Raw genomic sequence first — 14116 nt, forward strand, 5'->3', positions numbered from 1 at the left:
ATTATCAGGGTGATAATTCTAAAATAAGGATTTGATCATTTTTTTACTAATATAGCATTTAAGAAGAACTATATATTCAAAATAGGAATGTATCATAATCAAATAAACGGAATTGACTTTGTCAATATTGGTTTTTTAGGAATCATGTTTTTTGTCCTATTGTACGCACTGGGAGTGTATTTTTATGAAAAAAAAGCGATATATTTCTATTACTCTTTATATATTTTTGTCCTCGGTATTTATCTGTTTTCCAGGTCAGAATTTATATACATTTCAATAATTAGCGAAATAGAAGCATATTTTCCCAGAATAAATTTTTACATATCTGATACTTTTCAATACATTGCTCATTTTGCTGCGCTTCAATTTGGGATTTTGTTTTTAAATGCAAAAAAAGATTATCCTATTTTCTTTAGAGCGGCCTATTTCGTCAGGATAATCTTTTTCTTAGCTGTAGGACTTTCCATTCTCAACATTAGCACTTTCAATAACATGTTGTTTAACGATTGGCTGTCTTACATAGAACGCACATTTGCAACTCTTGCCACCGTCTATATGCAAATAGTGATTTTGATTCAGAGTAAAAACAGATTGGTGATTTTCTATATGGTTGGTTCTATTCTATTTTTGCTAGGGGCAGTTATTTCAGTTTTCGCTTTGGATGTTATTTATATGCGGATTGGTACACTACTGGAAATTTTACTTTTTTCGCTAGGACTGGCTTATAGATCAAATTTGATTCAAAATGAGCGAAATATTTTTAAAGAACGGATGATTTCTGAAATCCAAGAAAAAGAAGAACTTCTGAATACTTATAATGAAGATTTGAAAAGGCAGGTGCTGGAACGTAGTGAAGCACTCATTGCTGAGCAGCAACTTTTTGAAAGGGAAAAGCAAAAGGTGTTGAAACTTTCACTTGAAAAGGAAATCGATAGAGTAAAAATGACTGCGCTAAGAAGTCAAATGAAGCCTCATTTTTTATTTAATGCTCTAAATGCTATCAGAGCTTTAATTATCAAAAATGATTCGCATCAAGCTTATGATTACTTAACGGATTTTTCACGACTTGTGAGGTATATTTTGGAAAGTAGTGAAAATGATTATGTGAGTCTAGAAGAGGAGTTGAAAATGCTTAAAATATATGTTAGAATCGAGCGTATGCGTGCGGATAGTAGTTTTGATTATTCTGTTCATGTGGATCGTTCCATTAATGCACGAAAGCTAAGCATTCCACCCCTTATTCTGCAACCCTTTTTGGAAAATGCTATAGTTCATGGCGTTGATATGGACAAACCAAATCAAGTACTCAGTCTAAAAATAAGCTTAGCATCTAATTCTTTAATTAAGTTTGAAGTTCAAGACAATGGAAAAGGCAGAAATAAGAATATTAAAGAAAAGAGATATGCTGGCTTAGGAAAGAAAAAATCTATGGCTGTTGATCTTACTCAAAAGCGTTTAGACTTACTGGATAGTGATCGAGCGAAGCTGGAAATAAAGGATCTATATTTAGATGACGGAGCACCAGGTGGAACAAAAGTAGTATTATATTTACCACTAATTAGTTATGGAAAGAAAACTGACAGCAATATTAGTTGATGATGAGCTTCATTGCCTAGAGACCTTAAGGTTCGACCTTGATCGGTTTTGTAGCGATCAAATTTCTATTGTAGGGGAAGCTCAGAATTTAGTCAAAGCTAGCACTATGTTAATTTCAGAAAAGCCAGACATCTTATTTTTGGATATTGATTTGCCTGAAATGAATGGCTTGGAATTTTTAGAAACAATTGGGGATATTGGTGCTAAGGTAGTTTTTACAACAGCACATAGTAAATATGCTATTCCAGCATATAAATTTAAGGCTGAGGCCTTTTTACTTAAACCCATTGAAGCTTCAGAGTTGCAAGCAGTTGTTTCAAAAATCTATTATGATAAAATAAAGGAGGAAAAACATTTTACAAGTGAAAGGTTGGCTATAAATGATATGCATGGTACAACTTACATTCCATACGATCACATCATTGCCTGTGAGTCCAATAATAATTATTGTAAAGTCCACTTGAAAGATGGTACAAGCATCACAGTTAGTAAAACATTGAAACATATTGAGCAGGCAATCAAGTCTAATGCTTTCTTACGGATTCACCAATCATACCTCATAAATGCAAATTTTATCAGTAAATATCTGAAAAGCGATGGAGGTTCATTAGAAATGATGAATAAGAAAATATACCCCATTTCAAAAAGCTATAAGGAAAAGGTTACTCTTTTTTTAAAAGTATAGATTGATTACTCACTCAAGTAAACCCTTCACTCATTCAGAAGTATCATACACTATTTCTCAGTTGCATAATCTTTTCTTTAGCTGTATAATTGTTATATATATAGATAAAATTGCACTAATTATAGAATTTTAGAACGTTTAAAAGGACATTTATTTGTAAATTCTGACCCAATTAAGAGAAAGTTGGTGTGATGTATCTTGAAAGGAAAAACTATATCTAAACAATTATGAAAAATTTAAAACACTTAAGAAAATGGAGCATGCTAGTAGTAGCTCTCCTCGTAATGATTTCATGTAAAGAAGATGATCCTGAGGTTGGTAAACCACCGGTTGCAGATGCTGGAACAGATATTAGCGCTTTTGTAGGAAGCACGGTAACGCTCAACGGGAGTAACTCTTCGGATCCTGAAGGAGGGACTTTAACATTTAGCTGGGAATTAACGCAAACACCTACAGGGAGTAATGCAAGTTTATCGAATGCATCAAGTGATCGTGCGACTTTTGTTCCTGATGTGGCAGGGGATTATGCTGCAACTGTGACTGTCGAAGATCCTGACGGAAATACAGATACAGATGATGTCTTGATTTCAGCAGAAGTTAATGCAAATGAAGCTCCAACGGCTGTGATTACAGATACAAATAATGACCTAATTACTGCAGATAACAACAATAACGTAGTAAATGTAGGTAATACCTTCCAATTATCAGGAGCTAATTCAACAGATCCTGAAGGTGATAATTTGACCTATTTGTGGGAGCTAACTTCAGCACCGAGCAATAGCAATGCTACCTTGGCAAATGAAGCAACTGCAACTTTGGATTTTACAGCAGATTTGGAAGGTGATTATACAATTATGTTAACTGTTGATGACGGGGAAGGAAATGAAAGCACTGCAGAAGTGACTATTGAAGCTGAAGTTTCACCAGTTATTATTGATGCAGATGTAACAGAAGAAACTACGTGGGAAGATATTTATGATGATCCTAGCTTGCCAGATTATCGAGTGATTGGAAATATTACCATTTCCGCATATTTAACAATAGACCCAGGTGTGAATGTGATTTTGGATGAGAACGTTCAAATATATGTAGGATCAGGTGGAGTGTTGGATGCAAATGGATTAGCAGAAAACGGGGTGAAGTTCACTTCTTCTAATATAGATGCTGGTCAATTGTGGAAAGGAATTTTCATTCAATCGTCTGATCAAAGGAATAGTCTTGAATATACTACGGTAGAATATGCAGGAAATTCAGAAATGGCCTTTGGTAGTAGTGCAGATTATAAAGCTAATATTGGATTAGATGAAGGTGGTTATTTAAATATCGAAAATTCTACTATCAGCAACAGTGACGGATATGGAGTTCACGTAAATGATGACCAAAGTGATTTAGGAAATTTTGCCAACAATGTCTTTGAAAATAATAACAGAGGAATCTCAGTTAGAGCCATAACTGTTGCTAAACTAGATGGCGCAACTACTTTTAACAGTAATGCAAATGCAGATGTTGAAGTATTTGGTTCAACCTTACCGGACACTGAAACAGTAACTTGGAGCAAATTGAACGGAACTACAGCATACAGGGTAAGTGGAGATTTGAATGTTAACGGCAATCTTACTATTGAAGCAGGATCCAATTTTACCTTTGATGAAGATGTTTATTTTTCAATCAATTCAGGGGGTAGTATCACTGCAGACGGAGGGGAGTCCAACACGATTACTTTCACAAGTTCCAATATTTCTGCTGGTTTTTTCTGGAAGGGAATTTATATTGAATCATCCAATCAAAATAACACATTGAACAATGTAGAAGTATCTTACGCTGGAAATTCTGAGTGGGCATTAGCCAGTAGTCCAGATTATAAAGCTAATGTAGCATTAGATGCAGGCGGATTTTTAAATTTAACTAATTCTACTATTTCTAATGGCGATGGATATGGATTGCACGTAAATGATGATTTATCAGATTTAGGATCGTTTTCCAATAATATTTTTTCAGATAATCAAACCGCAATTAGCCTAAATGCATTCCATGTCTCTAAGTTGGATGGTGCTACTACTTTTTCCAATAACACACAGGGAGAGGTTGAAATCTTTGCTTCTTCGCTAGTACCAGAGGAGACTGTTACCTGGAATAAGTTAGACGGCTCTTCAAAATACATTATTGATGGAAGTCTTGATATAAATGGAAACTTGACCATTGCCGCGGGAGCATACTTTGAGGCAAGAGAAGATATATATATACAAATTGATGGTTCAATCATAGCCGAAGGTACAGATGGCAATGAGATCACTTTCACTTCAACTAGTGGAATTAAGTGGGAAGGCTTAAGAATAGCCTCAGCAAATGCAAATAACAAGCTTGACTATGTGATTATCAGTAATGGAGGATTTTCTGAAATGCCTTTTCCAAGTAATGCAGATTTCAAGTGTAATTTGGGTGTTTTTAGTAATTCAGTGATAAGTATTACCAACTCACAATTCTTGGGATCTAGCGGATATGGAATCGTGATTGATCAGTCCGGAGGCGCTTCAGTAAATGATGTTCTAGGAGTAAGTGCAAATAATACTTTTTCTAATAACACTTCTGGAGCTGTATTGATAGACTAAATAATTTGAGAGCAGTATGCATTACTGCTCTCATTTTTAAAAATTGATGATCATGAAAAAAATAACAATTATAATATTAGTAATAATAGGGAGTCTTTTTGCATTTGATACGAATGGACAATCATTTGAGAAGGGCGACAATATACTCAATGCCGGCTTAGGATTTGGGTATTATGGTTATGGCTTTGTTTATAACAGAAGTTTCTCAATTCCAGCAATAACTGCCAATTATGAGGTTGGTCTCGGTGAATTTATAGGAGTTGGGCCATACGTTGGAATTGCAAGTTGGAACTATTCAGGCAGTGGTTTCAATGGTGGTTACTCCATTTTTGCTGTAGGAGGGAGAGCTACGTTCCATTTAACAGATGTTTTGCTTAATGAGCTTTTAGAACTTGACGTTGATGAAAAATGGGATTTTTATGCCACTTTAATTATGGGATTAAATTTTGATTTGTACTCAGGTGACTTTCAAAACATTGAAGCAAATCAGGTGAGGTTAAGTGCTGGGCCAATATTTGGTTTTAGATATCTCTTCAGCAAAAATTTTGGGATGTATTTGGAGGGAGGAAGAGGTTCATTCAGCTATGGTACAATTGGACTAAGTTTAAAAATGTAAACAGATAGGCAAACGAGACCTAAACAAAACAGGTGTTTGTTTAGGTGTTGTTTTTTCATTTTAAGCCGGAAAGCCGCTTCCTTTGGAAGCGGTTTTTTTGCTTCACATAAATAACCCATTCCTCCTTTTATCAAATATAATTTCCACATCCTCTTATAAAATTGTAGTTTCATTCTCAGTTTTTAAAGACCATTTTATATGAGAAAATTATATGTCAGTTTTTGCTTCTTTATTCTTAGTTTATCAACAACATTTGCCCAAGAATTAGGAGAATTAAGTGTTCAGAAAATCATGCGTGATCCTGTCTGGATCGGCCACTCCCCCGATAATTTCTATTGGGGTGAAAACAGTGATCAACTTTTCTTTGATTGGAATCCAAATAATAATCCCAATGACTCGCTTTATACCTATGATTTTCTAGAAGGTGAAATCGTGCCAATCAATCATCAGAAAGAGATGTCTTATCCTGACAGGAGAGGAGTTTATAATGCAGCAAAGACGGAAAAAATCTTTATCCGAAATGGTAATCTATTCTTGGCTGAGATAAAGACTGGTAATATTGAAAGCTTAATAGAAACCTCAGAGCGAATTTCCAATGCTGGTTTTTTGTATAATGAACAGCAAATGTTCTATGTAGTGGATAATAATATCTTTGTTTGGGACAGGAAAACAGGCAAAAACAGACAGTTGGTAGAATTTAGTACAGGTTCTGAGCCTCAAGAGAAAACAGCTAAAAAGTCCGAGAAGGAGGAATGGCTTAATAATCAGCAACTTGAATTAATTAGTGTACTTAAGGAGAGAAAAGAAAAAGAGGAAAAGTCCGATGCATATAAGGAAAGTATTAAGTCTGAAGGCATCCCTACCGTATATTTAGATGGTAAAAGATTAATTGAATCCAGTATAAGTCCTGATGGAAATTACATCATTTACAGATTATATATTTCACCCAATGGAAATGATAATACTATCGTACCAGACTATGTGACTGAATCAGGCAATACAGAAGATTTAAGAGCACGCTCAAAAGTAGGAGGAGAGCAAGCTCATATGGAACTAGGTGTTTTCAATTTGAAGACTAGAGAAAACAAATTGGTGAGGATTGAGGAAGTAGAAGGACTCAATCAAATTCCCGAATTTTGGAGTGACTACCCTGAAAGAAAAGACGAAGATTTTGAAACAAGGAAAATGATTTTTCAATCGCCTTTATTTTCAGAGGATGGAAAATATACGGTGATTGATGCAAGAGCTACTGACAATAAAGATAGATGGCTGTTTTTGCTTAATCCTGAAAGTGGGGAATTAGAGCTTATCGACAGACAAAGGGACGAAGCGTGGATTGCGGGACCGGGCGTAGGCTATGCGTGGGGAGGTTCTACTAAAGGATTTTTAGCAGATAATAAAACGTTATATTTTCAATCCGAAGAAAGCGGTTACAGCCACCTTTATTCAGTTGATTTGTCCAAATCAAAAAAGAAGAAAAAGCAATTGACTAAAGGCAATTTTGAAATATATGATGTGAATTTGTCCAATGATAAAAGCCATTTCTATTTCTTAGCTAATCCTGAAAGTCCAGGCATTCGAAATTTATATAAAATGCCAGTTGATGGAGGAAAGATGGAGCAATTGACTTCTGATAAAGGCGGAATGGAATATGATCTTTCTCCCGATGAAAGCAAAATTGCTTTAAGAAAAAGTACTGCCACTCAACCGTGGGAATTATATGTAATGGATAATCAGTCGAATGCTGAAGCCAAAAGAATTACGAGTTCCATTTCTGATGAATTTCAATCTTACGAATGGAGAACTCCGGAATATATCACTTTTGAAGCGCAAGACGGGGCAGAAGTTCATGCGAGACTTTATCAACCTGAAGGTGGAAGCAATGGCAAACCAGCTGTGATTTTTGTACATGGTGCTGGCTATCTACAAAATGCACATCAATGGTGGAGTTCTTATTTCAGGGAATATATGTTCCATAATCTTTTAGCGGACAATGGCTACACGGTTTTGGACATTGATTATAGAGGCAGTGCAGGCTATGGACGAGATTGGAGAACAGGAATCTATCGTCATATGGGAGGTAAAGACTTAAGCGACCAAGTTGATGGGCCAACTATTTGGTAAATGAATTAAGTGTAGATAAAGACAATATTGGAATTTATGGAGGTTCTTATGGCGGTTTCATCACATTAATGGCTTTATTTAATGAAGCAGAAACTTTCAAGTCGGGTGCGGCTTTGCGATCGGTTACAGATTGGGCTCATTATAATCATGGATATACCAGTAACATCTTAAATACGCCAGTAGGAGATCCAATAGCATACGAAAGAAGTTCACCGATTTATTTTGCTGAAGGTCTGGAAGGAAATTTATTAATTTGTCATGGAATGGTCGATACTAACGTTCATTTTCAAGATGTGGTAAGATTATCCCAAAGGTTGATTGAGTTAGAGAAAGAGAATTGGGAAATGGCAGTTTATCCAGTTGAAAGCCATGGTTTTGTAGAGCCAAGCAGCTGGACGGACGAATACCGCAGGATATTTGAGCTTTTTGAGGATACATTAAAGGAGTAATAATTATTTGAATTTAGTTGCTTTTTATCAGAACTCGAAATATCTTTCTTGCAATATTGAAACTTCAACTAACCTTAACAAGTCATCATGAAGACTAAACTGCTCGTACTTATAATGTTTACATTTTTACTATCATGCTCAGAAGATGAGATTCTGTCAGATGGTGAGATTGTAGCTCGAAAAATTCAATCTGTCATAGATAGCGAGAACGTTACTGAAGTAAATATTGTACGATCGAATTCTAATGGCGGCAGCTCTTTAATAGAAGCATCTAATGAATTTGAAATAGATGGGATTTTTATAAAAATTGAAGCTAATAGTTCTTATAATTTAAGTAGACTATTTGAATATGAAGTTCGTAGGAGCAATTTTACCGATAACGTACTGCTTATTTTGTATCTAGCTTCATAGTCATTGCATTAAATTGTAAGTTGGCAAAATTCCAAAGCTGTTCCAGACTTTTTAAATTTTAGAATTCTTCTCTAAAAAATGCTTGACTTTTTGGAGCAAATTAAAGTCTGTGGCTTAAGTATGGAATGAAGTGAGGAATTTGAAATGTAATCGAACTCTCTTGTTTTCTACTCGATTCTGATCCGATTAATTACCTTCTTTCCAAATCAGAAGAGCTAAAATTCAGGAGTGCCTACATCTTCCTAATCCTAAAACTCCATAAAATAATGACCACTATTCCTAGTGCATTTCGAAGAAACACTTCATTAAAGCTGTAGCCTTCATCCACCAATACTCCAAAAAACAACGGGCCTAATGCTGTACTTAGAACCATCACGGTTACAAATAAGCTTCTAACTTTTCCGATGATATCGGCTCCAAAAATTTCCACAAATAGTGCATTCTTAACGGTTCCTCCAAAGCCATTTGCAAAACCCATAAGTGCTAGAGATAAAGGATAAATAATGGGCGCATCACTCACCAGTAAGGTCAGCACTCCAATTACATAAGGAATGAGAACAAATGGGAATAGCTTTTTAGCTGTCAGCCTATCAATATAAGGGCCTGCCATAAACATACCTAAAGCACTCGCTCCAGCAAAAGCGGCTAATGAGGAGGAAACCCATGCCGCACTCCAGCCTTTTGCTGCCCCTAATTTCAACTGGAAAAAGAAAATGGCTGTGTTGGTAAATCCTAAAGCAAAAACAGCGGGCGCAATGATTAAGAAGGCTTTATGTTTCAGAATTTTCCAAGCGCTAACTTTGCTTTTACCCAAATTCACTTCAGGTTCTGATTGAATCTTTTCTTTCTTCTTTTTACTATATAGCCAATAAACCAAGGGCATGATAAAGACTAAAACTATGGCTGCATTTAACTGCAATGAGCCTCGCCAACCTAACCATCCAATTATTAATGTAATGACAACCGGCATGGTGGCTTCTCCAAATGGGTGACCAGTTGTGGCAATCCCTATGGCTTTACCTCTATTGGTGTCAAAATATCGGGACATGGTAGAAACAGCAGTATGACTCATTAATCCTTGACCAAACAGCCTCAACATATAGAGCCCAACAAATACCATGATGATATGGATGGAGAAGGATAAAACCAAGAGAGCAGTCATTAAGCCAATCAAAATCATGGCCATGTAATTGCCTAGTTTCATACGGTCGAATAAACTTCCTAAGGTAGGTAAAGTGAAAGCCGATGCAACCGTTGCGGCAGCGTATAAGCTTCCCATTGAAGTATTATTGAGCCCTAACCAACTTTCAATATCAGGCACATAAAGCGAAATCAGGAAGGTCTGTCCAAAACTGGAGAAATAGGCAAATACAAAGCCTAAGCTTAAAATGTATTTATATTCTTTAAATAATGTTTTCCAATTACTCATGTTTGAGATTTTTAGAACCTTGAGTCTAGAATCTAGACTTTTATCTCTAAAGCTAATTTTTTCTAATACTTATCAAATAGGCAGCTGACAATACCCAAAAAACTTGAATTTGTCAGTTCAATTCAATAGTACAATTCTATATCTACTATATTTCCATTTATTTCTACAACTCAATTTTGAAAGGGCGATACAGTTTGGAAATCAGTTCATCAGCACATCGAATCATTAATAAATCAACAAATCATTTCTTCCTCCGCTTATCCTTCGGCTTATTCCCAAAAGCCTTATCTCTTGCTTTCCCACTCAAGTTTTTCTTTTTCTTTTCATGGAAAGCGCCTTTGAAGTCAGGGTTTTCTAAGTGCTTTTGACGATCGATTTCTTGTTCCATGTCTTTTTTCTCTGAAGGGAGTGTTTCCATCAGTTCAATCTCTTTCGGCAGTTCTAGGACCTTGATTTTCTTCTGGATTAGTTCCTCAATTTTATCGATATGGTAAACGTCCGAAGGGTCAACAAAGCTAATAGCAATCCCATGATGTGCTGCACGTCCGGTTCGCCCGATTCGGTGAACATAGTCTTCATATTTATTAGGGACTTCGAAGTTGATGACATGGCTGACTTCTTCTACATCTATTCCCCTGGCCGTCACATCCGTGCTTACGAGTACTCTGACATTTCCAGATTTAAACTCATTGATCGCATTAATCCGAGTTGATTGTGCTTTATTGGCATGGATCACTCGCGCTTCCTCGCTAATTCTTCGCTCAATAAAACTGTATACATTATTGGCATTCTTACGAGTCCTTACAAAAATTAAAACCCTACTGAAATCTTCATTTTCAAAAAGGTATTTCAATAAGTTTATTTTGGTTAGGAAATTGGGTACGTGATATAAAGACTGCTCTATTAATTCTGCAGTCATAGTTTCAGGGGTGACTTCCACTTTTTCCGGGAAGTCTGTAAACTCATAGGCGTATTTTTCAACCTTCTCAGGAAAAGTAGCGGAGAAAAAGAGGTTTTGCTTTTTCATTGGCAAAAGTTCCAGAACTCTACGGATTTGAGGCATAAATCCCATATCCATCATGCGGTCCGCTTCATCCAACACAAAAGTTTTAATTTGCTTGGGTTGTAATACGCCAGCACTATAAATATCTAAAAGCCTGCCTGGAGTGGCTACAATAATATCACAACCTGCAGCTACTTCTTCTGCTTGTTTTTTTGGACCAATTCCACCATAAAGGCAAACTGTACGTAAATCTGTGTATTTCCCTAGTTCTAGTATATTTTCATACACCTGCATCACCAATTCGCGAGTAGGTGCTATGATTAAGGCTCTGGGGTCATGACCTTGGGCATATTTCAGTTTCATTAAAAGCGGTAGTACAAAAGCAGCGGTTTTACCAGTCCCAGTCTGGGCAATACCGATAACATCATGGCCATTCAAAATCCTAGGGATTGCTTTTACTTGAATTTCAGAAGGTTTTTCATAACCCAAATCATCAATGGCATTGAATAATTGTTTGTTGAGTTTAAAATCTTGAAAGGATGCGGTATCTTGCGACATGAAGTCTATTATTTAAGGAAAAATGTACTGAAATATGAAAACCATTCTGATTGTCAATGCAAATATAGTAAATGAAGGGCGAATTCAGCAGCTAGATGTGCTGATGAAAAATGGACGCTTTGAAAAAATTGCATCCAGCATTAATGCTGAGGAGGCTGATGAAGTAATTGACGCCAAAGGAAAATATCTTTTACCCGGCTTAATTGATGATCAAGTGCATTTTCGTGAACCAGGCTTAACGCACAAAGCGAATATTTATACAGAGTCAAGAGCAGCTGTTGCAGGAGGAATTACTTCCTTTATGGAAATGCCCAACACCGTACCCAATGCTTTGACTCAGGAATTATTGGAAGATAAATATCAGATTGCTGCTAAGAATTCTATTGCTAATTATTCTTTCTTCATGGGGGCAAGCAACGATAACATAGAGGAAGTATTGAAAACGGACCCGCGAAAAGTCTGTGGCGTAAAAGTGTTCATGGGTAGTTCAACAGGCAATATGTTGGTAGATAATGAAGATACGCTCAATAATATTTTCTCCAAGGTGCCTATGTTGATTGCCACCCATTGTGAGGACGAAGCGACAATCAGAGCCAATACAGCAGCAGCAAAAGCAAAATATGGTGAAGATGTACCCATCGAAATGCATCCTATTATTAGATCTGAGGAGGCTTGCTATCTATCTTCTTCCTTAGCTGTAAAATTAGCGAAAGAGCACGGTTCGAGATTACATGTACTTCATATTTCAACAGGAAAAGAAACAGAACTCTTTGATAATTCAATTCCACTAGAAAAGAAGAAGATCACAGCAGAAGCTTGTGTTCATCATCTTTGGTTTAGTGATGAGGATTATAGAGAAAAAGGAACCTTGATAAAATGGAATCCAGCTGTGAAAACGGCTAGTGATAGAGCAACTATATTTCAAGCACTTTTAGATGATAAAATTGATGTGCTAGCTACCGATCATGCTCCACATACATTGGAAGAGAAGCAAAACAAATATTTCTCAGCACCATCCGGTGGACCATTAGTTCAGCATAATTTAATGGCACTTTTAGATTTTCATAAGCAAGGAAAGATATCTTTAGAGAAGATTGTTGAAAAAGCTTCTCATAATGTAGCCACTTTATTCAGAATAGAAGAAAGAGGCTATATCCGAGAAGGCTACCATGCCGATTGTGTTTTGGTGGATTTAGAAAAGGAATATACGGTAACCAAAAATAATATTTTAGCCAAATGTGGCTGGTCTCCTTTTGAAGGGCATACTTTTCCTTCGTCTGTTCATAGCACTTTTGTAAATGGGAATAAAGTTTATGAGAATGGTGGGGTAATTGAAGCAGGAGTGGGAGAGAGGATGTTGTTTAAAACCAATGGAATTTAATTTATTTGATTTGAGTTTTATAAATGATAACTTGAAAGTATGAAGAATACCACAAAAGAGGATTTAAAACGAGATCTGATAAGCTGGATTAATGGCCAAGAAAATGATGCCATATTGCGTCAAATTGAGGATATAAAAAGATACTCAGATAAGGATTTTTGGGCGGATTTATCTGAAGCCGAAAAAGAGTATATTAGGTTGGGACGAGAAGATGCTAAAAAAGGAAACTTAATTTCTCAATCGGAAGCAAAAAGGCGCTATGGAAAATGGCTATAAGGTCTTATGGACTGAAAAAGCATTAAGTGAATTAGAAGAGATTTCAAATTATTTAAAAAATAGATGGCCTGAGGTAGTTACTGTTAACTTGAAGAAAGCCATTGACTTCACAATTAATCTCATTGAAGAAAATCCCAAGTTATATCCCAAATCTGTAAAAGAGAATATTCACAAAGCTGTTATCCTAAAATATAATAGTCTTTATTAAGAGATAGATGAAGACGAAAAATCTGTTATTATTTTATCCTTCTTCAATAATTATAAAAATGCAGTAGATAGAGAACTGGGATTATAATCTTAATGAAACTAAATAGCTTTTTATGAAAAGAATTACAGTATTCTGTGGATCAAGCGCAGGTAAAAATGGAAAATACAGTGAGCAAGCTTTTCAATTGGGAAAGATTTTAGCTCAAAAAAATATTGGAGTGGTATACGGAGGTGCTAAAATTGGCTTGATGGGTGCAGTAGCGGATGGCGCTTTATCAGAAAATGGCGAAGTAATTGGTGTTATTCCCGATTTCTTGCAAACCAAGGAAGTAGCACATACTGAATTATCTGAGATGATAGTGGTCGAATCCATGCATGAGCGAAAACTCAAAATGCATGATTTGGCAGATGGATTTATTGCCTTACCTGGCGGTTTTGGCACTATGGAAGAGCTTTTTGAAATTCTGACCTGGGGACAATTAGGTTTGCACCAAAAGCCTGTCGGGTTACTGAATGTGGAGGGTTTTTACGATCCTCTTTTGCAAATGCTTTCTCAAATGACAGAGCAAAACTTATTAAAGGAGATAAACCGTAAGATGTTGTTAAGTGATGACGAAATTTCTACTCTGTTATATAAGATGGAAAAATATCAAGCTCCTGAAACGCCAAAATGGATTCGTAAAACGGAGACTTGAAATTAATAAGTATGTCAACACTTATTATTCCTCTCTTTAGGCTTTTTGGTGCTTCAGTTTAATACTATTCTGTACTT

11 protein-coding genes and 1 pseudogene are annotated in these 14116 nt (G+C 36.0%); 10 read left to right on the plus strand and 2 right to left on the minus strand.

Translation table 11 applies throughout. From position 1 onward, the window contains the following. Positions 1 to 87 precede the first annotated feature (87 nt). From Q3Y49_RS07875 to Q3Y49_RS07900, 6 genes and pseudogenes are all read left to right on the plus strand, one after another. On the plus strand, positions 88 to 1596 hold the full coding sequence (locus Q3Y49_RS07875) for a sensor histidine kinase (RefSeq protein WP_303271757.1): 1509 nt from the start codon (positions 88 to 90) through the stop codon (positions 1594 to 1596). Further along, positions 1565 to 2281 carry a LytR/AlgR family response regulator transcription factor gene (locus Q3Y49_RS07880; RefSeq protein ID WP_303271758.1) on the plus strand — a complete coding sequence of 239 codons (717 nt, stop codon included), beginning with the start codon at positions 1565 to 1567 and terminating at the stop codon, positions 2279 to 2281. The genes Q3Y49_RS07875 and Q3Y49_RS07880 overlap by 32 nt, the downstream gene beginning before the upstream one ends. Before the next feature lie 227 nt (positions 2282 to 2508). Next, a complete protein-coding gene (locus Q3Y49_RS07885; protein ID WP_303271759.1) occupies positions 2509 to 4890 on the plus strand; it encodes a PKD domain-containing protein in 2382 nt (793 codons plus the stop codon). Between the two features lie 52 nt (positions 4891 to 4942). Continuing rightward, positions 4943 to 5506, plus strand: coding sequence for a hypothetical protein (locus Q3Y49_RS07890; RefSeq protein ID WP_303271760.1), 564 nt, complete (start codon positions 4943 to 4945; stop codon positions 5504 to 5506). Between the two features lie 456 nt (positions 5507 to 5962). Further along, positions 5963 to 8079, plus strand: a pseudogene (locus Q3Y49_RS07895) (S9 family peptidase). Positions 8080 to 8193: 114 nt separating this feature from the next. Beyond that, the gene (locus Q3Y49_RS07900) at positions 8194 to 8490 is read left to right on the plus strand and encodes a hypothetical protein (protein WP_303271761.1); all 297 of its coding nucleotides are present in this window, start codon (positions 8194 to 8196) and stop codon (positions 8488 to 8490) included. Between the two features lie 232 nt (positions 8491 to 8722). Here the strand turns inward: Q3Y49_RS07900 and Q3Y49_RS07905 are convergent, their stop codons facing one another. Beyond that, positions 8723 to 9919, minus strand: coding sequence for an MFS transporter (locus Q3Y49_RS07905; protein ID WP_303271762.1), 1197 nt, complete (start codon positions 9917 to 9919; stop codon positions 8723 to 8725). Between the two features lie 241 nt (positions 9920 to 10160). Beyond that, the gene (locus Q3Y49_RS07910; protein ID WP_303271763.1) at positions 10161 to 11480 is read right to left on the minus strand and encodes a DEAD/DEAH box helicase; all 1320 of its coding nucleotides are present in this window, start codon (positions 11478 to 11480) and stop codon (positions 10161 to 10163) included. Positions 11481 to 11514: 34 nt separating this feature from the next. Here Q3Y49_RS07910 and Q3Y49_RS07915 point away from each other — a divergent pair, with 34 nt between their 5' ends. From Q3Y49_RS07915 to Q3Y49_RS07930, 4 genes are all read left to right on the plus strand, one after another. Next, complete coding sequence (locus tag Q3Y49_RS07915) at positions 11515 to 12861, plus strand: dihydroorotase (RefSeq protein ID WP_303271764.1); 1347 nt, start codon at positions 11515 to 11517, stop codon at positions 12859 to 12861. Between the two features lie 39 nt (positions 12862 to 12900). Continuing rightward, positions 12901 to 13137: a hypothetical protein gene (locus tag Q3Y49_RS07920; RefSeq protein WP_303271765.1), complete on the plus strand. Its 237-nt coding sequence runs from the start codon at positions 12901 to 12903 to the stop codon at positions 13135 to 13137. Beyond that, positions 13121 to 13345: a type II toxin-antitoxin system RelE/ParE family toxin gene (locus tag Q3Y49_RS07925; protein WP_303271766.1), complete on the plus strand. Its 225-nt coding sequence runs from the start codon at positions 13121 to 13123 to the stop codon at positions 13343 to 13345. The genes Q3Y49_RS07920 and Q3Y49_RS07925 overlap by 17 nt, the downstream gene beginning before the upstream one ends. Before the next feature lie 112 nt (positions 13346 to 13457). Continuing rightward, positions 13458 to 14039, plus strand: a complete 582-nt coding sequence (locus Q3Y49_RS07930) for an LOG family protein (RefSeq protein ID WP_303271767.1) — start codon at positions 13458 to 13460, stop codon at positions 14037 to 14039. Positions 14040 to 14116: the final 77 nt, after the last annotated feature.

This window comes from Marivirga harenae (assembly GCF_030534335.1).
Taxonomy (GTDB): domain Bacteria; phylum Bacteroidota; class Bacteroidia; order Cytophagales; family Cyclobacteriaceae; genus Marivirga; species Marivirga harenae.